24 protein-coding genes are annotated in these 20593 nt (G+C 54.5%); 5 read left to right on the top strand and 19 right to left on the bottom strand.

The genetic code is table 11. From position 1 onward, the window contains the following. The 19 genes from A462_RS08935 to pilL2 form a co-directional block, all read right to left on the bottom strand. Positions 1-606: a hypothetical protein gene (locus A462_RS08935; RefSeq protein WP_008437370.1), complete on the bottom strand. Its 606-nt coding sequence runs from the start codon at positions 604-606 to the stop codon at positions 1-3. 72 nt (positions 607-678) lie between these two features. Continuing rightward, a complete protein-coding gene (locus tag A462_RS08940; protein ID WP_008437369.1) occupies positions 679-960 on the bottom strand; it encodes a hypothetical protein in 282 nt (93 codons plus the stop codon). A gap of 84 nt (positions 961-1044) precedes the next feature. Then, the gene (locus tag A462_RS08945) at positions 1045-1650 is read right to left on the bottom strand and encodes a DUF3275 family protein (RefSeq protein ID WP_008437368.1); all 606 of its coding nucleotides are present in this window, start codon (positions 1648-1650) and stop codon (positions 1045-1047) included. A 77-nt stretch (positions 1651-1727) separates the two neighbouring features. Next, positions 1728-2063 (bottom strand): hypothetical protein, encoded by a 336-nt coding sequence (locus tag A462_RS33650; RefSeq protein ID WP_082236564.1) that lies wholly within the window; start codon positions 2061-2063, stop codon positions 1728-1730. A gap of 110 nt (positions 2064-2173) precedes the next feature. Then, positions 2174-2491: a hypothetical protein gene (locus A462_RS08950; RefSeq protein ID WP_008437367.1), complete on the bottom strand. Its 318-nt coding sequence runs from the start codon at positions 2489-2491 to the stop codon at positions 2174-2176. Positions 2492-2581: 90 nt separating this feature from the next. Beyond that, the gene (locus A462_RS08955) at positions 2582-2896 is read right to left on the bottom strand and encodes a hypothetical protein (protein WP_008437366.1); all 315 of its coding nucleotides are present in this window, start codon (positions 2894-2896) and stop codon (positions 2582-2584) included. A 96-nt stretch (positions 2897-2992) separates the two neighbouring features. Continuing rightward, positions 2993-3496 (bottom strand): STY4534 family ICE replication protein, encoded by a 504-nt coding sequence (locus tag A462_RS08960; protein ID WP_008437365.1) that lies wholly within the window; start codon positions 3494-3496, stop codon positions 2993-2995. 95 nt (positions 3497-3591) lie between these two features. Then, positions 3592-3843 (bottom strand): hypothetical protein, encoded by a 252-nt coding sequence (locus tag A462_RS08965; RefSeq protein ID WP_008437363.1) that lies wholly within the window; start codon positions 3841-3843, stop codon positions 3592-3594. Between the two features lie 1535 nt (positions 3844-5378). Next, positions 5379-5819: a type IV pilus biogenesis protein PilM gene (gene pilM, locus A462_RS08970; RefSeq protein ID WP_008437362.1), complete on the bottom strand. Its 441-nt coding sequence runs from the start codon at positions 5817-5819 to the stop codon at positions 5379-5381. A gap of 57 nt (positions 5820-5876) precedes the next feature. After that, positions 5877-6263: a hypothetical protein gene (locus A462_RS34320; RefSeq protein WP_124361237.1), complete on the bottom strand. Its 387-nt coding sequence runs from the start codon at positions 6261-6263 to the stop codon at positions 5877-5879. Beyond that, the gene (pilV, locus tag A462_RS08975; RefSeq protein WP_008437360.1) at positions 6245-7561 is read right to left on the bottom strand and encodes a shufflon system plasmid conjugative transfer pilus tip adhesin PilV; all 1317 of its coding nucleotides are present in this window, start codon (positions 7559-7561) and stop codon (positions 6245-6247) included. Before pilV ends, A462_RS34320 begins: the two co-directional genes overlap by 19 nt. Then, positions 7551-8492 (bottom strand): ATPase, T2SS/T4P/T4SS family, encoded by a 942-nt coding sequence (locus A462_RS08980; RefSeq protein WP_008437359.1) that lies wholly within the window; start codon positions 8490-8492, stop codon positions 7551-7553. The genes pilV and A462_RS08980 overlap by 11 nt, the downstream gene beginning before the upstream one ends. Before the next feature lie 10 nt (positions 8493-8502). Further along, a complete protein-coding gene (locus tag A462_RS08985) occupies positions 8503-9018 on the bottom strand; it encodes a type 4 pilus major pilin (protein ID WP_173667485.1) in 516 nt (171 codons plus the stop codon). Between the two features lie 25 nt (positions 9019-9043). After that, positions 9044-10183: a type II secretion system F family protein gene (locus tag A462_RS08990; protein ID WP_008437357.1), complete on the bottom strand. Its 1140-nt coding sequence runs from the start codon at positions 10181-10183 to the stop codon at positions 9044-9046. Further along, complete coding sequence (locus A462_RS08995) at positions 10173-11732, bottom strand: GspE/PulE family protein (RefSeq protein ID WP_008437356.1); 1560 nt, start codon at positions 11730-11732, stop codon at positions 10173-10175. Before A462_RS08995 ends, A462_RS08990 begins: the two co-directional genes overlap by 11 nt. A gap of 12 nt (positions 11733-11744) precedes the next feature. Next, positions 11745-12317 (bottom strand): type IV pilus biogenesis protein PilP, encoded by a 573-nt coding sequence (gene pilP, locus A462_RS09000; RefSeq protein WP_008437355.1) that lies wholly within the window; start codon positions 12315-12317, stop codon positions 11745-11747. Beyond that, a complete protein-coding gene (gene pilO2 / locus A462_RS09005; protein ID WP_008437354.1) occupies positions 12307-13638 on the bottom strand; it encodes a type 4b pilus protein PilO2 in 1332 nt (443 codons plus the stop codon). Before pilO2 ends, pilP begins: the two co-directional genes overlap by 11 nt. A gap of 3 nt (positions 13639-13641) precedes the next feature. After that, the gene (gene pilN / locus A462_RS0132620; RefSeq protein WP_032899626.1) at positions 13642-15456 is read right to left on the bottom strand and encodes a PilN family type IVB pilus formation outer membrane protein; all 1815 of its coding nucleotides are present in this window, start codon (positions 15454-15456) and stop codon (positions 13642-13644) included. Then, the gene (gene pilL2, locus A462_RS09010; RefSeq protein WP_008437352.1) at positions 15456-16613 is read right to left on the bottom strand and encodes a PFGI-1 class ICE element type IV pilus protein PilL2; all 1158 of its coding nucleotides are present in this window, start codon (positions 16611-16613) and stop codon (positions 15456-15458) included. The genes pilN and pilL2 overlap by 1 nt, the downstream gene beginning before the upstream one ends. Positions 16614-17069: 456 nt before the next feature. On the opposite strand from pilL2, the gene A462_RS09015 reads away from it, so the two are divergent. Genes A462_RS09015 through A462_RS09035 form a run of 5 tightly spaced genes read left to right on the top strand, consistent with a single transcriptional unit; the run spans position 17070 to position 20514 of the window. Continuing rightward, positions 17070-17420, top strand: coding sequence for a metalloregulator ArsR/SmtB family transcription factor (locus A462_RS09015; RefSeq protein WP_008437351.1), 351 nt, complete (start codon positions 17070-17072; stop codon positions 17418-17420). 22 nt (positions 17421-17442) lie between these two features. Beyond that, positions 17443-18732, top strand: a complete 1290-nt coding sequence (locus A462_RS09020) for an arsenic transporter (RefSeq protein ID WP_008437350.1) — start codon at positions 17443-17445, stop codon at positions 18730-18732. 9 nt (positions 18733-18741) lie between these two features. Next, the gene (locus A462_RS09025; RefSeq protein ID WP_008437349.1) at positions 18742-19212 is read left to right on the top strand and encodes an arsenate reductase ArsC; all 471 of its coding nucleotides are present in this window, start codon (positions 18742-18744) and stop codon (positions 19210-19212) included. After that, a complete protein-coding gene (gene arsH / locus A462_RS09030) occupies positions 19212-19946 on the top strand; it encodes an arsenical resistance protein ArsH (protein WP_008437348.1) in 735 nt (244 codons plus the stop codon). The genes A462_RS09025 and arsH overlap by 1 nt, the downstream gene beginning before the upstream one ends. Before the next feature lie 19 nt (positions 19947-19965). Further along, a complete protein-coding gene (locus A462_RS09035; protein ID WP_008437347.1) occupies positions 19966-20514 on the top strand; it encodes an arsinothricin resistance N-acetyltransferase ArsN1 family B in 549 nt (182 codons plus the stop codon). Positions 20515-20593 lie beyond the last annotated feature (79 nt).

Below are 20593 nucleotides of genomic sequence, written 5' to 3'. Positions count from 1 at the left end.
TCAATGCTCAAACTGAGCGTGGGTTGAGAGCTGCCCCTGGCGAATGAGCTCGCCTAGGGCTGTTTCGAGAACGTCGAGTTGCAACGACAAACGCCATGCCGCAACAGCACCGGACGTTCCAGGTAACAGCTGCAGCATGTCGTGTTGGGTGAGCAACCCCATTACCTGCTCCTGCCAATGAGGCAGTAGCGGTAATGGACAGGTGTCCTGTATCAAAGGCCAAAGCCGTTGATGAGGTGACTGCCCGTTCTCAAGAAGGGCGTAGGCGAAGTGGTTGGCCCGATCCGGCTGTACGCAGCGTCGGTCAAACAACCAGAGGTGAATCAAGCTGCCGAATAACGTACCGCGCATTTGTCGCGTGGTGCGCTTCTCCAACAGATCGATGTTGGGGAAAACAGGAAGACTTCGGCCATCTACAACGATGTGAAACCGGCTTAGACCATCTTCTGTCGTGCCGAGGGTCAGCCTGGCCAGGAACTCCTGCAGCGCCGTGTCTCGACCCCATGCAGAAAGGAACACCAGGTTGCGTTGTTCGTCACACGCGCAAGCGTCGACGAAAAGATCATTGCACTCCTCGATTGGGAAGAGCGGGGTAGGGCTGGGCATGGGAACCTCCATAATGGAGGGGGAACCCGCCCGGAGGGGCGGTGAGCCCCTCGGGGGTGTTAGCAGTAAGTGTTATTGCTTGGGAAACAGCAGGTTGTCCGATTTGAACGTTTTATCGTTCGGGTCAAACGAGACCGTCTCGTCTTGAAATAGAGGGCTGTGCCCAGTGAGAAAAATTTGCCCCAGGTATTTGGGGCGAAGGGCAACGGCGGCATCGGCTTGTTCTGCCGTCATTTCGAGCTCCTCTACCAAGAAGTCCCAAAGCTCCTCATTCGTCGACACCTCGTTATTGGCGAGCTGATCTTCGATGTTTTCGAGGATTTCTTGGGTCAGGTTATTGAAGATTGGATTCATGTGCTGCTCCTGCTAAGTCGAGGAGCGCCCAGGAGGGAGCCCCTCATGGGTTGTGCCGATTGGCTTGGCGTATCGCGGGCTTCGTCAGGTATTGGAGATATTCCATACCTGCAGTTTGAAGTTGTGTACATAGCCGAGCTCAGAGAGCCGACTGCACTGTTGGCGTAGTTGCTGACGATCAACAGTTGTGTCCAGCCTGACTGTATCGCTTAGAGGCCAGATTGTGCCGAACAACTCAGCATCTGCCTCGAGGTCGTTGGTTCCGCCGGTCGGGGTCATCCCAAACGGGGCATCCTCTTTTGATACCTGTTTATTAGAGGCCGGTACTGCGGGTGGATTATTCCGCTGCACTGGCTTGGAGAGGTTGGAGGAAGACTCTTCATCCATAGGGTCAGGCTCGTTTGGCGAGAGCCTGGCGGCGTCTTCCGGTGTCAGATTGTCCACGTCGTCGAGGCTCATGCTTTCCAGCTTTGCACGGATCTCAACGACCAGGCGACCTGCTGTGGAGTAATACGAAGGACGGATCTCCGTTATCAGAAAGTCGCCTCGGTATTTTCCTTCATCGTACTGATCAAGGAGTGCGTCTTTGATCACGAACTCACCGATAGAGGTCGAGAGCCGTCCGACGTTGAATTCGCCATTGCGGCCACTGATGGTACGGATGGCCAGTTGGCCGGGGATGTTGATCATGGGCAGCTCCACACTGCTACGAATGAAAAAAGCCCGACAGATGTCGGGCTTTGGGTAGTGCTGTGAATGTCGAAGGATTATGGGCAAGAAGTATGAGTTTCTTCCTTGAGTGAGATGTACAGATAGAAAACGCCTGGCGGTGATTCTATGCGGTCAAGTTTTAGGTCCAGCCAGACTCGATCGGTGTTATTGCCGGCAGGCAATAAACGATAGAGGCCGAAATGGATCTGTGTGCTGTCAGGTTGCAAATGCAGTTCTCGATAGGCCTCCAGGACAACATCGCCCAGTCGCTCACTGACAACACTTGCATCCTGTGGGTTTTCAATATGCACCGCTTCCTGCCAGGCCCGGGGTGTTAAAACGACCGGGAGTTTGAGCAGGTCAGACGATACGAGGTTAGTGGTGGTTTGCATGTTTATCTCCAGGTGCGAAAACCACCTGGCCCGGTCGGGAGATGGTTTCCCGATGGGTCTTTATGCTGATTTGGAATCAGCGTGAGAGTCAGCCTATGCTACGTGGCGAGTTAGTAGTATTCGGGGTGGATAAGCTTATCTTCCAACTCCCAGCGAGCCCTTCGATATTCCTTGAGAAGTCCGTACTCCGACAACAGTGGGCTGTTTTCGGGATTGAATTCATCTCGATGGTCCATCTTTGCCAATGTGATAACCCCATCCAGAACTTCTAACCAAAGATCAGAAGTACGGGTGTAGCGCGGGTCATCATCGGGATCGAGTGCCGGGTTGCTCGGAAGTATTTTATCCAGCTCGCTGTAAACACTAGCTTGTGCTGCTAAAAGACCGATCTCGGTCAGCAGCGGCAGTCGTTGTGGGTTCATCATCATGGCTCATCTCCATTGCTCGGAAATCACCAATCCCGAAGGGTGGCGTTCCCTTCGATATGTAAATTGAAGTCACCCAGAGGGCGCTTGACTTCATGCAGCGTCACTTTCAGGTTGCGGATCTAAACGATCGCGGGCCTGCCAATACTCTTGGAGAAGTCCGAACGCCGATAAGGTCGGGCTGATGTCTGGGTTGAAATCATCTTTGTGGTCCATTTCGGCCAACTTAATAACCCCATCCAGAGCATCGAACCATAGGTCCGATGAGAGGAAGTAGTGCGGGTCATCATGAGGGTCAATTGCCACATTAATTGGACGTTGTTTGTCTAAGGCACTGTGAACACGAGCCTGAGCCGCTATTAGACCGATCTCAATCACCAGCGGCAGTCGTTGAGGGTTTATGATCATGGCGAATCTCCAGTCTTCGGAAACTACCAATCCCGAAGGGAGGCGTTCCCTTCGATACGAATATTGAAAGGCGCCCAGGGGGCGCCATGATTTCAATCATGCAGATTGACGTTGTTCAGGTTCAGGTTGTCCTTGGGCGTCATCCGAATCATCTCCAGCAGCACCATCCTGGGCAGGAAGGGGCTCAGCAGAGTCTTTCGGTTTGGCTTCATAGACAGTTACCCCATCCACCTTGATCCAGCCGATAAACAACAGGCGGCCCTTGAGGCTTGCTCCAGGTTGACCTTTTTTATCGCCTTTTTCGTAGGTAAATGCGTCGGTCCAGATATCACCGATTCGGAAGCTCACAAGGACCTTCTTTCCGGCTTCAACGGCTGCTTGGCTGCGACGAATCAGCTTTTCAGCTTCAGCGCCGACCACGTTGCAGTCGATATAGGAATACTCGGCATCATCCATCGAGCCGCGTAGTGCCGCAACGGTAACTGCCATGAATGGCTTACCTTTGCCGCGAGGTTTCACTTCACGGATACGGTTGAGATAACCGATACCAGTGGTGTGAAGGTCGAAGAATTTTGCTTCGTTGGATTGATTAGTGCTCATGGTGATTCTCCAGTTTCGAAATAACAGAAAGCGGAGAAACACTTCGCCCTGGGGGGAAAGTATTCCCCGCGAGGGTGGGTGGAGCTTAAGGTTGTTTAATGCATCAGCTTCATTGCAGCAATCATTACACCGACAGCTGCAGACAACATGACGCCCATGCGAATGGTGAGCTTGACTTCAAGCTGTGAAATCTCAGATTTGAACTCTGCAGCAAGAGCAGTTAAATCTGCCTTGGTAGCCAAACGTGAAAGCATGTCGGTCTCCAAAGCTTCAATAACAGCATTTGCCTTCTGTTCCGGGACGTTAATCGAAATCAACGCCTGGTAGAGAGCCAGTTCAGTTTTCATCAGACCTCCAAAAGTGAGAGGCCTGCCCTGACGGGGTAGGCCCGTCATGGGTGGGAAAGGTGCTTCCATCGACTAAGTCGACTGATCGCGCTACCGGAAGCTATGGCGATCTTGGGAGTGGATCAATGCGGAAAACCGCATCGTAGTCTTGCGGATCCAGACTACTTGGGCATGTTGCTGACGACGTCAGCGATACATGTGCAGATCATGGAAATACGATTGTCGCTTGTCAAGCCCCTACCGTGAAATCTCTGAGGAAACCTTCCCTTTGGGAAGGCTCCCTACAGAGGCGAAGGACGCAGACTTAGCAAGTTGCTGGCACCAACGAGCGTGCAGCTGGCTTCTTACGCGGTTTCCGAGCGGGCTTTTCGACCACTCGAGTGTTAGCCGCGTACCAAAGGTTCAGGTCGACACCTTTACGAGTTATTGCCGGTACATGATCCATCTCACGTACGAGACGCTCAGGTACGCAGGGCGGTGGAAGCAACGGAGCTGCTTTGGTATGGATAGCTGTGGGCGCAGCGCTGGTTTTCTTTACCGCACGCAGAAACTGTCGCGTGATGGTGCCAAGCGCGAAACCGAAGCCATAAGCAAGTTTGGACATGGTGATTCTCCTGCAGGTTGAATGCGGAGAACCCACTGACCCCGTTGGGGAAGTGATTCCCCGCGAGGTGAGTTGCATAAGGTGCTTCCATCGACGATTGTCGACCGACCGCGCTACCAGAAGCTCAGCGGTCTTGGGCGGATCTGACACGAACATCGTGTCGCAGTCTTCAAGATCCTGACTGCCTGGGCATGATGCTGACGACGTCAGCAAAGCACGTCCATATCATCGAAGGGGGGATGGTGATGTGTCAAGCGGAGAGGGATATTTCGCGGAGGGCAAAGAAGGTTCAGGTCGACAGGAGAAGCTACCGAGAGTAGCTGGGTCAACAGTCACTCTCGGATGTAGTAAGTAGCGTCTTTCAGAAAAAAATACCACCTGTGCGGGATGAAGGCGTTGTTGATCCCTGGGCTGTGATCTGAACGTCTTACTTCCAACACCTGGCCGATTATCGTGGCTGAGGCCAGCTAGCATAAGGCACGCATCCGCGCACAAAGGGAGCCCTGCGTTTCGCCGGCGGGCCACCGGCAAGGAAAAGCAGCTACCAATAGGTAGCCTGATCATCCTTTGCAAGATGATCAGGCTACCTATTGTGTGAGCTTTAAAAAGTGTGGGCCACAACACCAGTGTGGCCCTTAGACTACGGTGCTTCGAACCTCAACAGAGCCCTATGTGCCTTTGAACTCGCAATTCACGAGTTAGACGGCTGCGTGTCTGGCTTGAACAGGGAGACACAGGGAGAGCTCTGAACCAGGTCCGCACGCCCTTCCCGGAGCTATGCGTGCTTTGGGGTTGGTGATGAGGCAAGCCGCATCACCGGGCGCTACTGATGACCGCCAGTAGCCAACGGGGTGGAAACGTTGTTGTGATCATTATGTTGATAGGCCGGAGCTTATGCAACCCGGCGCCTTTCAAAGTCGGTCGACTCAGACTAATTGACGGCGACGACCGCACCTTCGGGAACAGGGGACGGAATTGCTATACCGGTCGCCCCAGTTATCTGTGAAATCAGCATTCCTGAACGCTTAAAACCAACGGTCGTTGTCTTTGTCAGGTCTACCAGCACAGAAGGCAAGCCTGACGGTGCAACCCCATCAAAATAAGTATAGGCCGTTCCTGATGAGATGTAAGAACCTACGCCCACAGGTTTCACAAACCACCCAGGTAGGTTGAGCGCAGAATCGCTCGGTACCCCGCTGAAGCCCGGGTTGGCCTGGGCATATTCGGTAGCGGCAGATCGGTACACCAGAAAGCCGCGACCCAGCGAGTCGAGGGTAGCGTAGTCGGATGTACGTTGGTCCTGATGTTGGTTCTCCATGAAAATGCTGGAGGCAATGAGCACAATCATCAAAACGAGCCATTGCATTGTCATGATATGAGCTCCATCCACAGAACGGTGGTTGTTACCACCTACGCGTCAATAACAAAACTATTTCGTGAGGATAATCAATGTTAAGCAAATTCCTACTAAGCCAAGCGCAATGACAGTCCACTTTGCGGCTCGCTTGATGCTCATTGGTTTGCGTTGTGGATTGATTAATTCCATAGTGGCGATCTTTTTTACTAAATAACGACCAGAGGCCGTTGGTTGTAACTTGTAAGTGAACTCGCCGACCTCGAATGCCTCTTTTCCTTCTAGTGCGCGACGCCATAGCACAGTTGAGCATATCCTGCTTCGGGTGCTTAGCCAGGTCTGTAATTCTCCAGCACTATACTCAACGTTATTCTCAAGCGTCTGCACTGCAATAATCCCCATAGACATACTATAAAACGTTTTGGAATTTATAAATGGATGCTTTATTTGAAGCAGCTCCAATAGAAAAGACCTGGCCAGGAAAGTCGAGATGTGGAGAGAAACCATCCACTTGCATTTCTGAAGATGTACCCAGTCTCACTATCCCCAATGCCAAAAGCGCCAGTTAAAGAGCACGACTTCCATGTAGTGTCGCCAAGGGAGCAGGTCACACTTCCTCTGGCAGGCGCCTGGCAGGTGCCCTGGATCAGCTGGAATTCCCACCCACCTGGTCTTTTCCATAAGCCTTGTTCGCAGGACAACGTTATTCCCGCGGCGCTTTTTGCAAGAAGGGTTCGGTCACTGCACTGTTGCCCCTCGGTAGCTATGCCTCCCAGGGACAAATATTCATTTGTCTGAATGCGATCATAGGCCGTTATCTTGCCCGTCGAGGTTATCTTTCCACCCCATAGTTCACCTCCGGTTGAAAAGTTTTTGTCGTTATAAACTTGGACCCAGTTGGGGCTATTTTGATAAATCCCGCCTCCCCATTTTTCGCTGTACCAGCCTGTGTCACCACGTGTTCTGAACCAACCACCTGTGCTGGTATCACCGTTAATGGTTGCAGTAGCGGCATTAACATTGGCTGTGGCGATAACGTTTCGAGCTGTAATGTCGGCGTTAGCTGTTATGTTGCCTGACGCTGTGATATTTCCTGCGTTGTTAATATTGTGGTTGCCCATCGTGATATCAGTATTCATCGTGTTGAATTCTGGATGATTGGGCACAGCGTTTCGATATAGATAGTCATTAGCCAACGCTCCATCCATAAGAAAAAGTGCGCTAGCTGTATGTCCTGGGCCAGGAGCTATAGCATAGTTACTTAGTGCTACCTGCCATCCACCCCGCACGCCCTGGACGATGTTCGGATTGGCAGAAGAGATGAACCCACCAGGTCCTCCGAGATTTTCAGCGATGGTTCGAATACCCATTTCAGGAATCGTCTGCCCACCTGTAGTAACCACAATCACTTCCAGTTGATTGGCGTTGGGTTTCCGGGCGAGGCCGACAATGGTCTGCCCAAAGGCGTTAGTGGGACTGAAACCCGCAGGAAGGTAGTTGGTGTTGACGAGCATCGGAACGGTTATTTGCACCGGTACGGTTGCTGCCGCGTTGGCCAGCACCACGCTGTAGTTATCCTTCAGATATTTGGCCAATGCCTCTGAAATGGTTCTCTGTTGATCAGCCGCAATTCGATAGTCCTGAGAATCCATCTGCTTGATTTGCCATGCGATCGCCAAAGTGACGACAACGGAGAAAACGGCCAATCCGATCGCCATGTCCAAGCTCAAGAAGCCCCGCTGCTTGTTCCTACTGGTCATTCCAGAGACTCCTTGATGATTGGTGAGCGATGTCGTGATCGAGCATCGTGATCTTTCCTGCATGGACTTTCTCTCGGATGCCCGGTCCGTCATCGCCCGTGAACAGCAGACTCTGCAGGGTTAATCGACGACTCCCTTCGTTGCCGCTTGATAAGGACTGGTGAAGAACGGCCACTAGCCCCTTGGAGAGCAGCTCTCGGGCGTTATTGAGTAACGGCTGAGCCAGGGCTGATATACGCTCAATGCCTTGAGTAACGCTGCCTGCATGGCCTGTGCTGATGATGAGATGGCCATTGATCGAGGCTTGAATTACTTGTGCTGCTGTCGAGCTGTCGCGAATTTCTCCCACGAACAGGAAATCGGCTCTTGTGCGCAGCGCTAGAATCAACGCTTCCTCGTATCCCCCCATCCGGCGAGAGACCGGAACTTGAATGCAGCGCCCACTGCCATGCCGACCATTCAAAAACGGTTCTGGAGGATCCTCGACAGCCACACAAATGCCTCCCCAGGCCTCAAGGCGAGCTTTCACCAGTGATGCAGCACTGGAGGTTTTCCCTGTGCCCATTTCCCCACAAATGAATATCAGGCCGCGAACCGTGTCACTCATCAGCGCGTCCTGCAGATAGTCGGGCAGACCCAGCATGTCCAATGGACGGATCTGGACTGAGGATTTGCTTACGACAAACACAGGTTTGCCATTCAAATCCAGCAACTGGGTTACACGAAGGACGACGCCATCTTCAATTAGGGCGAACTCTGGATCCTGGGTTGCCTTGTGCTTTTCCTCGCACTGCGCCCGTAAGCGCTCAAGGTCTGCCCGCCATTCGGCGGGCGCTTCAACCCTTCGTGCCTGCCCAGGGAGACCTTTGGCGTCGGCAAATCCATCGCCGAGGTACAGGTCGACGAATTCAGCATCAGAGATCACGCTCACACTGAATTCCTTAGTACGAAGTCCAAGCGATGGTATTGGCGTCCGAGGAGCAGCTGGTCGCAGCTGCCACCGCAGTGATTTCGCCGGCAATTGCAGTGCCGCCGTTGATCGCCGTAGTTGTCTGTTTGTCCTTGGCCATGTTCGAGGCAAGGGTGATGCAGGCATTTTTCGGAAGGTTGGATTCTGTGATGGTGAAGGTCATGCCGTTGCTCATCACGGTCACTGCGCCGTTCCAGCGGTTGGACAGGGCATTACCGTTGATGCTCATGCCGCCAGTTGCCTCGAGGTTGATCAAAGAAGGCGCTAAGTTGGTGCCTGCCGTGGCGTAACCCGTGGTGCTTTTCAGTCGTTTGGTATTGCTCAGCAACGTGCCGAGATTGCTCTGTTCAATAGTGACGTCCGAGCTGCCGAACGTTCTGTAGCCCATGAACACGATGAAACCAAGTGCCACCGCGATCAGCATCAACCAGAACATCCCGTCTAGGGAGAGAAATCCGCGTTGGTTGTTTGGAGTGTTTGTTGGCATTTCCAGTACCTCATTTAGGTTTGATTTAAAGCGTTGCAGTCACATTGCCGGCCAACTGGAAGATCCCGATCACTACCAGAATCATCATGACCCCCATGGCCATGGAGGACATGCCGATAAGAGATTTGGCGATGGCTTCGACGCGCTGAAGCGTTTGCTCCAGCCACCGGTTGGAAAACCGTTCCATCGACTCAGCGAAGCCTTTGCGGGTGGCGAGCACTTCCAGAAAATGCATCGCCATGGGGTCTGGGAATTGATGACCCGCAAGCTTCAATGCGGTACCGAAGTTTTTGCCGGCGCTCACTCCGTAATGAATGGCGCTCAGGCGCTCTTTCAACCATGGAGAGGCATTGCGTTGAAGAGAGGTCAGCGCATCTAGTTGGTTGATGCCGGAGCGCAGCATCACAGCCATGTTGAGCAGAAAGATCGATCCGTGGAGCGCCTTGTAGACTGACCAAGGCGGGAGCCTCTCTGCTCGGACTCGCAGGACCTGGAGCAGCTTGTTCAACTGCAGCTTCCACGAAGGGCTGGCGGCCGTAATCTGAAGGCCGCAAAACACGGGTAGAGTGATGATCGATATGAGGATGAAGACGATTACAGCTATCAGCGTCACTAGCCCGTAGTGGGTCACGAAATTCGATAGGGCATAGAGGAAGGCCGGCACGCCGGTCCACGCCTCGGGGTTGGAGCGTCGTGTCATGGAGGGCACCATCCACACTGCAATCACATACAGCAACGCCGCCATGACGCTCCACACCACGGAGGGGAAAACGGTGGCGGACGCTACGAGTTTGCTGATCCGCTGACGTACTTCGATGATCCTCACGCAGTCCCGAAATGCCTGCACCAGGTTGCCGGTGTCTTCCCCGGAAGCGATCAAAGAGTTCTCGTCATAGGGAACCCAGCCTTCGCAGGAAATGCTCAGCGATTTCCCACCTTTTACCGATTGCGCGATATCCCTGCAGGCAAGGGACACTGGATGGAGCTTCTGCCCGTTATCGCTGAATGCTCTGGCCACCGTGTGCAGTGCGTCCTCAAGCGACACACCATCCTCAAGGATGCCCATCAGGCTCTCGTAGAACTGGATTCTTTCGTTTTTGCCAAACTGCTTGGCATAGAAGGTCTCTGCCCAACGATTCAGCATCGCTCTGACGTCACTCAGCATGAGCGAGCTCCAGGATTTGCCGGTCAAAGTCCAACGGCCCCACCGTCATTTCGGCGTGGCGGGGGTCTACTAATCCTTGTTTCAGTTTGATGATCGTGTGTGCGGTCTTGGTAATACCGCCCATTTCCTTGACCCAGTGGCGACGTGCCGCACTTGCACCCTGCCCATTGAAAACGCGCATGAACTCAAGGTCGGTGAGCAAAGTTTCCGCAACCACCGTGCGACCGGTGATGCCCAAGCCTTTGCAATGCGGGCATCCCGGTCCTTTGAGGTAGGTCTCATCAATCGCTTCCAAATCGCGCAAGCGCTGCACCAGCGCACTGTTGAGCTGCCCGAGATGCTCGCGTGCGGGGACGCGGCAGTGGGAACACAGCACGGGCAAAAGGGATTGATTGACCACGCTTGTCATCAGTGCAGGATCAGTAACCAGGTGTCGGTCTACACCCATGTCGATCAGTCGTTGAAGAGCTGCTACAGCGTTGTTGGTGTGCAGTGTCGTCAGCACCAGGTGACCAGTCATACCGCCGCGGAAAGCCGCTTGTGCTGATGCAAGGTCCCGGATCTCCCCATACATGAGAATGTCAGGGTCGAGTCGCATGGAATTGGTGATACCGTCATTCCAGGTTTCACCGGCGCCCAGCGGTGACTGATTGGCGAGAAGTGGATATTCAGGTGGATCTTCCATCGTCAGAATGTGTTTTGTTCCACCGCACTCTTCGTGCAAGAGGTTCAGGTTTACCTGCAGCGACTTCGATTTGCCGGAACCGGTGGGTCCAGTGATCAGGTTCACCCCATAAGGCAAGCTGCGGATGCGGCTGAATGCATCAATTTGCTGCGTCAGGAAACCGAGATCACTAAGCGTCATTTTGGTTTTGTCGTCATACAGCAGACGCAAAACCATCAGAGGGCCATCTACGAGCGGCCGAGTGGCGACTCGGGCACCGAACAAACCGAGTTGGTCGACATAGGCGCGTTTTACCCTGGCGTCCTGGCTCACCTGCGGCTGGTAGTGGTCTTTCGCGACATCGCACATGCTGTTGTAGAGGGACGAGCAGAGCTCCATGCCCACCTGGCTCTGGTGCTGCTCTGCCTCCCACAAGAGCCCGTGGATGCGAAAGAAGATTCGAGTGATATCGTGACCTACGACAAAGTGGACGTCGCTGGCATTGCGCCGGTGGGCTTCTCCTAAAAGCTGCACCACCTGGGCCTGGCGCTTCGTCTCAGTCGCCGATAGTGCTTTACCATTTGCATCATCATTGGCGCGGTAGAGTGCCTTGATTGTGCTCATCGAGCAGACCTTGACCTCAAAGTGGTGATTTTCGTGTTCCAGCTGGTCCTCGAATGCCATGACATAGGCATCCGTTTGGTGTTGGGCTGACACATACAAAATCCCATCGCTGGTCAACGCACATAGTTGACGCAGCTCGGGTTTCAGCTCAAACGGTCCACCAGGGGCCGTCAGCAGTGTTTGGTGCGACGTCAGTAGGACTGCAGCAGACTCATCACTGTCAGGCTCTATGACATCTGGTTTTTCAGTCAGGATCGTCATCGAACTTCTCAATCAACGTTGGCCAGGGATCAGCCCAGGCGGCATAGGTGCTGATGGGGTAATGCTGGGGGCTGAATTGTTAACGTTGCTCAAGCTGGCCGGGGGCGTACTGGAAAAGCCGAGGGGGTAGCGCTTACCGCCACGCTCGAGGGTCACGTTTTCGACGGAGAGGATGGCCATGCGATAGCCACCGGGTAACTCCCGAGATGAGGCATCTGCGTCTACTTCAAATCCGCTGCTGTAGAGCAGAGTCGCACGCAGCCGTTTTGCTGAGCCGAATACCGCTTTCACGACAGGCAAGTCAGACTGTGTATCACTGCTGTGCGCCGAGGCTGCAGCCGGCTGTGTGAGGTTTCCTTGAGAAAAAAACACAGTTGACGGCTGCGTCGTCGCACTTTGGTCTTCGCCCTTGATCGATCTTTCGGCCTTGGCCTTCTCGGCTTTGGCATTCAACAAGATCGTCTGGCTTTGAATCTGGGCCAGCTCGCCGACGTTCACCCCAGATAGGGTGTTCTCATCTGCCCAGCTCGATGGTGCCCCTAACGCAAGGATGGAGCACAAAAAGCACAGCGCTTTATTTCGCATATAGGTCACCTATTACTGACCAGACAAGGTGGCCGGTCTCATATTTGGTTGTGATTTCGCGCAGCCGTAAGCCCTGACTGGGTGCGCCGGATAATGAGTCCAGCGGCGTAATGCCAGTGGCATAGCTCAGCTCGAATTGCTTCCATTGAGGCGGTGGGGGCGGCGGTGGCGCAGGTTGGCCCGGTATCGCTGGTTGAATGGGCACAACGACCGGCACTTCTTTCAGCACTGGGGTTTGAGTGAAGCTGTGCAGCCAAGACGACAGGTTCGCCAACATCACGATGGCGTCTTTTAGAGGCTCATCACCGGCTGCGGGTAGAGAGATGTCGAATTTCAACGTGGCCGAGTTGCCCTCGTCAAAGAAGGCCGGCCGATCAGAAAAGTGGCCCTGCGTCGCCTGTATCAGTTTGTCGGCCGTGCTATTGCCCGAGCGCTTATAGGAGGACAAAACCTGTGCGCCGTCGCAGACGGCACTCGTGAACTGCCATCCCTGAATGGACAGAGGCAACTGATAAATGACGTTGCTGCAACCCTCCAGGAAATCTGCAACAGATGGACGTTTGGCCCAAGGGTGTTCAAGCGCTTGGGGCGTCTGTTCCATACCGGATTCTTTTTGCAGTCTGGCCAACTCTGCCAGGCGTTGCTGTTCAGCCTGGAAAGCCGCCTCTTTGGCTATTTGGTCCTGATGGCTCTGCCATTGAGCCCACCCGATGATGCCGGCAGCGATCAGCGCGCCAAGAACCGCCAGCTGCACAAGTTCTGGTTTGGATAGCCCAAAGACGAGTGGCCGTAGCCGGTACTCGCGTTTTAGATGCGACGGCTGAAGTAGCTCTGCCACGTCCAGTGGTTGACCGCCCATATCGAACTCTGGGGGCAGGTACTCGTTGTCGAAGTTGATCCCACGACTGCGTTGTTGCGCGACTCGGCGGCGGACCTCAGCACCAGTGCCGATCATGTCGCAGCCAGAGATCACGCCACCTTGATACACAGCAACGAGGGCATATTGGTCAATCTCGCTCTCAGTTTTCCAGGCCGCGATCCATGAGTCCCCCAGCTGTCCAGCCAGGGTGGCCGCGAGCGAGTACATCCCTTTGGTGACCTCCTCGCTGCGCGCTACAAAACCTGCCTGAATAATGGCTGGTGTTCTTCTAATGGCGACAATGTCGAGGTGGTGCTCACGACCGTACTGGCGCGCTTCCTTCATGTGCCCGGTGACACTGCCCAGCGGATGCCAGCGCAGACCGGTGACAAATGATTTTCCACGATACTGGAGTACCTGGACTCGAGCAGAGCGTGCATTTTTTGAGGTTTCCGCAACCATGGCTTACCCCTTGGAACCTGTGCAATGCAGCAGTGGGGTATGGCAAGAGCCCCAAGGCTCGTTGGCAGCAGGTGAAATCACCGCGCTGGGGCTGCCTGTTTCGCTATCAACAACAGGAGTAATCAGCACTACGAGTACGCTGTGCCCTGTGGTGCGGATACGGCTGCCGCCCAAACCGAAGAATCCAGGATCACCTACGCCAGACTTGGTTGCGTTTTCGCTGTTCTCCTCAAAACCAGTCAGTACGAGGGTTTGACCGCTGCGCAATTTGACCTTGGGCGACAGGTTCTTGGTGTCGTAATCCGCTGTCTGGACACTGGAGCCGTTGCTCGTAAAAGTGGTGAAGGTCGGTTTGCTACTCATGCTCAGGGTGATCATCAGCAACATGTTGTCCTGGTCGATGATTCGAGGGAGCAACATCATGTTGAAGCCGCTGGTGATAGTCGCGGGGGTGAGCGAAGTAGACGATCCAACGGAAGCCGTGGTGGTTGTCGAGCTTGATGCGACATAGCTCTTTACGTTGCCGATCTGGATGGGTGCCGGCTGCAGATTCAGCGTGGTGACCGACGGCGAGCGAACGTTCGAGATTCGGCCCTGTTCGGAAAGTGCTTTGATGATTAAGTTGGAGCCAGCCCAAGGAGACTTCGACGTGTCCAAAATACTCAACGAGCCCGACACCGCGCCCGTGCTTATGCCGGTGGTGGCATTCTTCAGCGAAAAGCCCCATTTGTTGCTCAAGGACGTATAGACAGCCGTCCAGTCCAGGCCGGTCTGGTCTGTGTCGGTGAGAGTTACCTCGAAAACTTTGACGTTGAACAACACCTGACGGGTGATACTGCTGTTGATCGAATTCAGGTATTTAGCAACGTTTGAGAGTACTTCTGGTCGATCACTTACCGTCAGGGTGCCAGTGGAACGCGAGAGGAACATCCGACCTTGGGGCTGTTGGCTCAGCATCGCCTTGACGTTTTTTTCAATGTCTCCGATCAGCGAGGTCTTGATGGTAACGGTGGTGCTCTGGTTGCTGCCTGATTCACCCGATGCACCTGTCGACGAAGATCCGCCGCCACCACCACCGGAACTGCTCCCGCTGCCTGTAGCAGTCAGCAAGCCCGACTTCACTGTGCTTTCAATGACCTGGTCATCACCAAATGCCCAGACGTCGAACGTCTTGGTGTCGAAGTAAGTGACATGCACGCTTCGATCATCGGAGGAATAATTCCACGCTAAGCCTAACTGGGAGGTCGCTTGATTCAACAACCCTGACAGCTTGCCGCTGTACTTAATGGGGAATGTGTTGGGCGCAGTCAGCCCAATCGAATTCATTGAGCGGGCGTTGCTCGGAACATTGCCGATGACGCCGGCGGGCATGAAGTTGGTCAGGTTGTCGGCAGAGCCCAAACCAGGTGGAACTGCAGGTCCTGAGTTGCCCTGCGTCGAACTGGAAAGGACACTTGGGTCGATTGCGTCAGGGGCTACGATGACCGGTACACCACATTCACTAGTGATGTACTGCGCGATCTCAGCGATCCCAACGTTATATGAGGGGCGATAGGTGATGTCGCAATCCATGGTCAGCGGTAAACCACGCTTGGCGACCAGCGGTTTTTTGGATACCCATGGTTTGTCGCTGAACACCACCGTAGCGCGCGCGGACTCTTGCTGCTGATTTCTCAGAAATCGGCTGTATTGAGAGGCTGTCGCAGCGTCATTTTCAGCTCGGCTGGCCGATTCATTCACACGCTGCAGCGAACAGGAACTCACCAGTGCGACGATAAGTGACAAGGCTGTGCTTTTGATCCAGAGACGAGCAGTCATCATTTGTTCCTCTCTGTAATAAAAATCAGCCGCTGTGAGGAGTTACTGTCGACCACATCGACCAGAAAGGACCGTGGAGCCGAGTCGTAGAGTGGGAAAATCGACCCAATGGCTTCTTGGAAACTGCCCTCAAATCGAAGTGGAGCGTCAATTGAGTAATCCAAATCATCGACCTGCCACATCAGTTTCCAGCCCGCTTTTTCAGCCCAGCCTTCGACGGTTTGACGAAGGGTTGAGCCAGTTGAAGCCGTCCATGTCTGGGCCAGCGGCTTCGGCGCTGCAATGTCCGTCGCAACCGGCTTTGGCGCTGCAGAAACTGCGGCCGGCGCGGTGACCAGTTTCGGAGTTGAAGCGGCCTTGGCATCTGGGTTGCTGGACGAAGTCGAGGCCGGACTCTGAGTCGGCAAGGCAGACGTTTGTTTTGTAGAGCCATCCTTGGTAATCACCGTAGGAGGGGCCACGGTTTTGGCTGGTGCAGCGTTCGCCACAGGGGTAGCGGCTGATGCCGTTGTTGTGAAAGGCGCTGTTTGGGGAACGGCGGCGACTACTACTTGGCTGCCCGCATCATTGTTATTGCTCTTCGCTGCGATAGGCTGTGCAGCTGTCGATGTGTTGAGTTGAGCAATCTGAGTTGATGCAGGACGTGGAGAGTCCGGGAGCTGGTAGCCAGGGCGCAGGACGTAGCACACCTGACGGTTGACCTCGTCGACCTTCACCTGCCAGGCCGGACCTGCGAGCACCTGCAGGGTGTTACGCAGGGTCATAGGGCCAAGTTTATATTGGGCTGCTGGGAGTGGTCGGGTGTAAAGGATGTTGACGTGGCCAGAGTCTGCCGAGCAAAGCGTATAACCTGAACGGTCCACCACGTACTGCATGGCCTCATGCACATTTGGGTGCATGTTGGCTGGAATGCTGATGTCGATAATCTGAGCCATCAGGTCACGTTGGCCAGAATCTGGCAGCGTGCTGACGAGGGTGTAGCGGCCATAGCGCACTACTGGTTCTTTTTCAGGAACGGCGCCGCCAGGATAGAGGTCTGGCGTCAACATGTCCGGATTGCGACTGCTGTCGAAAGCGGGCTTGGGTGTCTGCGCCGTTTGGGTCGTGCAACTGGCGATTAACGCTAGAAGCGAGAGCGTGGTGACGTGCCTGATCATGTGCCGAGAGGCCCCCTGTAATGATAGGGGAACGGTGACAGGCTGGTACCAGCTGCGCAGTAGGAAATAGAAAACTACGTCTATAGGTATTTATAGGCTATACAAAGATGACGCGACCGAGGTGGAAAATTACCTAGTATCTGATCACCCATTTCCATTCACGCTGAGCATTCATTTGCATTCACGCTGACCACTCAATTGCATTCGACCTGACCAGCTATCCTGCCATTACGCCTAGAGTAATGAATCCAAAATCGCGTTCAGCGAACATCCATTCGAACATCAAATCTCCGTCCGCGTGCTGAGGCGATTGTTAATCCCTCCTGGTCGTTACCCTGTGGTCGACCGGTGAGCATTGATCCCCATCGTTAACTCCCGCCACAGGCATTTGTGCAAGCAGGCTGAACGTGGTTAAATCTGCATATTCGATTATCCACATATGCAGAGCGATTGCTTATGAGCCTTACACCACACACATTCTTCAAGTGCTTGGGTGATGAAACTCGCGCCCGGATCATGCTCATGCTTTCGGCTGAGGGTGAGTTGTGCGTGTGCGAGTTAATCTGGGCACTGGACGATAACCAGTCGAAGGTCTCCAGGCATCTTGCCCAACTGCGTGCTTGCGGGTTACTCGCAGATCGGAGGCAGGGTCAGTGGGTTTACTACCGGCTGCATCCCGAGCTTGAACAGTGGGCACTGGATGTTCTGAACGTCACTACGCAGGCACACCAGTCCTGGGTTAACGACCATCAAGGACGGCTGGCTTCCATGGAAGACAGACCCGTGCGCCAAGCCTCCTGCTGCTGACATCCTGATCTGGAACATACTCATGCTCATCGCAGCATCGATTTTCGTAGTTACGCTCGTCTTTGTTATCTGGCAACCCAAGGGGTTAGGTGTCGGCTGGAGCGCGGCAGCGGGTGCCGTTCTGGCACTACTGACTGGCGCCGTAAGTCTAGGGGATGTGCCGGTTGTGTGGCACATCGTCTGGAACGCTACCGCGACCTTCATTGCTGTGATCATCATCAGTTTGTTGCTCGATGAAGCGGGATTCTTCAAATGGGCGGCGCTTCATGTCGCTCGCTGGGGTCGGGGCAAAGGCGGACGTCTGTTTGCGCTGATGATCCTGCTCGGTGCAGCCGTTTCGGCACTGTTCGCCAATGATGGAGCCGCACTGATTCTGACCCCAATCGTCATCGCGATGCTGACGGCGCTTCGCTTCAGCCCGGCATCCACCTTGGCATTCGTGATGGCCGCAGGCTTCATCGCTGATACCGCCAGTCTGCCGATGGTGGTGTCCAACCTGGTGAACATCGTTTCGGCAGACTTTTTTGGCGTGGGTTTCGGTGAATACGCTTCTGTCATGTGGCCAGTGAACCTAGTGGCCGTGGCCGCGACACTGTTCATGCTCTGGATGTTCTATCGCAAGGACATTCCCGCCCAGTACGACGCGGATCAGCTTGAGGCCCCGGAGTCGGTGATTCGAGATCGGGCGACCTTCATTGCTGGCTGGTGGGTACTTGGCCTGCTGCTGGTTGGTCTGTTCGCACTGGAGCCGTTAGGTATCCCCATCAGCGCTGTTGCTGCTGCGTGTGCAATGATCCTGCTGGTCATCGCAGGTAAAGGCCAAATCATCTCCACGAGAAGGGTCATCAAGGACGCGCCCTGGCAAATTGTCGTGTTTTCGCTGGGCATGTATCTGGTGGTCTATGGCCTGCGTAATGCTGGCCTAACCGACTCGCTCTCGGGGCTGCTGAACATATTTGCCGAGCATGGCCTATGGGCCGCTACCTTGGGCACCGGTATCACCGCTGCGCTGTTGTCCTCGATCATGAACAACATGCCGAGTGTGCTTATCGGCGCTCTGTCCATTCAGGGCAGCGACGCTACAGGACTGGTACGTGAGGCCATGATCTACGCCAACGTCATCGGTTGCGATCTTGGCCCCAAGATCACGCCCATCGGAAGCCTGGCCACGTTGCTGTGGCTGCATGTGCTAGCGCAGAAAAATATCCGCATCACCTGGGGTTACTACTTCAAAGTCGGCAGCATCCTCACCCTCCCTATCTTGCTGGTAACGCTGGTGGCACTGGCGTCGCGGCTGAGCATCCCTGTCTAGGAGAAACCCATGAAAGTGCTATTTATGTGTACGGCAAACAGCTGCCGGAGCGTTCTCTCGGAGGGGTTGTTCAACCACCTGGCCCCGAGCGGTTTTAACGCCGTCAGTTCGGGCAGCTTCCCAAGCGGACAACTGAATCCACGCGCCGTGAGTACGTTGCAAGCGCTTGGTATCGACACCACAGATCTCTACAGCAAAGGCTCAGAGGTGTTTTCGGACTCACCACCGGATGTGGTGATCACCGTGTGTGATAAGGCTGGAGGCGAACCCTGCCCGGTCTATTTCGGGCCTGCTGTCAAAAGCCACTGGGGCCTCGCCGACCCTTCCGATGTAGAAGGCACAGACAGCGACATCCAAGCCGCATTTGACGCGACCGTCGTCCAGATTAAAAAGCGTTTCGAGGCATTCTTCAGCTTGGATCATTCGGCGCTCACACCGCAGGAACTGAAGCGCGAGCTAGATCAAATAGGTGAACTGTAATGGACGAATTTTCCTCGGAAAGCAGCCTGGATCTACCTAATCTGGATCAGTCGCTAATCGACTTCGTCACACTGGATCGCCTGCAAGGCAACGAGCAACCGACTCACAAACCACGCATCTTGTTGCTGTATGGCTCAACCCGTGAGCGCTCTTTCAGCAGGCTGCTGACCCAAGAGGCCGCGCGCATCCTGACCCTAATGGGAGCCGAGACCGTCATCTTTGATCCCTCGGGTCTGCCTCTCCCTGATGACGCTCCGGAAGACCATCCAAAGGTTAAAGAGCTGCGGGATCTGGTTCTGTGGTCAGAGGGACAGGTGTGGTGTTCGCCAGAGCGTCACGGTGCAATGTCTGCTGTATTCAAAGCCCAAATAGACTGGATACCTCTCACGTTGGGCGCTGTCCGCCCCAGCCAGGGCAAGACGTTGGCCGTCATGCAGGTCTGCGGTGGATCACAGTCCTTCAACACGGTAAACCAGCTTAGGATCCTCGGGCGCTGGATGCGGATGATCACCATCCCAAACCAGTCGTCAGTACCCAAAGCCTTTCTGGAGTTCGACGACGCAGGGCGTATGAAGCCATCCGCCTACTACGACCGTGTTGTGGACGTGATGGAGGAACTGATGAAGTTCACGCTGATGGTTCGGGGCCGGGAAACGTATTTGGTAGACCGCTATTCGGAGCGCAAGGAAAGCGCCGAAGCACTCTCGAAACGAGTCAATCAAAGATCGATTTGAGCGACCAAGGGGATAGAGGATGAGCAACACCACAGTAAGGATTGCGCAGATTTCGGACGCTCAAGCCATCCAGGCAATTTACGCACCGATGGTTGAGCATACGGCGATTTCGTTTGAGCTTGAGCCGCCCACAGTCGAAGAGATGGCCAAGCGGATTGGGTCGACTTTGCCGACTTACCCGTATCTGGTAGCGGAGCGAGACGGCCAGCTCATCGGCTATGCATATGCCAGTCAGCACCGGGCTCGTGAGGCCTATCGCTGGTCGGTCGACGTCACCGTTTATATATCGCCAGAAGCGCACCGTAGCGGGGTCGGCCGGGCACTGTATGGCGTGTTGCTGCCGACATTGAAAAGGCAAGGGTTTCACGCAGCCTTTGCCGGGATCGCGCTGCCAAACGATGGCAGCGTGGGGCTGCATGAAGCACTAGGCTTCGCTCACATCGGTACGTATCCAGAAGTAGGATTCAAGCATGGCGCTTGGCATGATGTTGGATATTGGCGTATCGCGCTGGATTCAACGAGTCCGCCAAAACTGTCCGTGCCTTTCAGTGAGATCAGTCTCTTCTGAATGGGTCTCGACGGCCATTATGAGCGATGGGAAGATTCTAATACGTAACAAAGTCAATTATGTTCGACTCCTCGAAATG

The sequence above is a fragment of the Pseudomonas sp. Ag1 genome (assembly GCF_000278565.1).
Classification (GTDB): domain Bacteria; phylum Pseudomonadota; class Gammaproteobacteria; order Pseudomonadales; family Pseudomonadaceae; genus Aquipseudomonas.
This window is presented reverse-complemented; position numbering and strand designations above follow the sequence as displayed.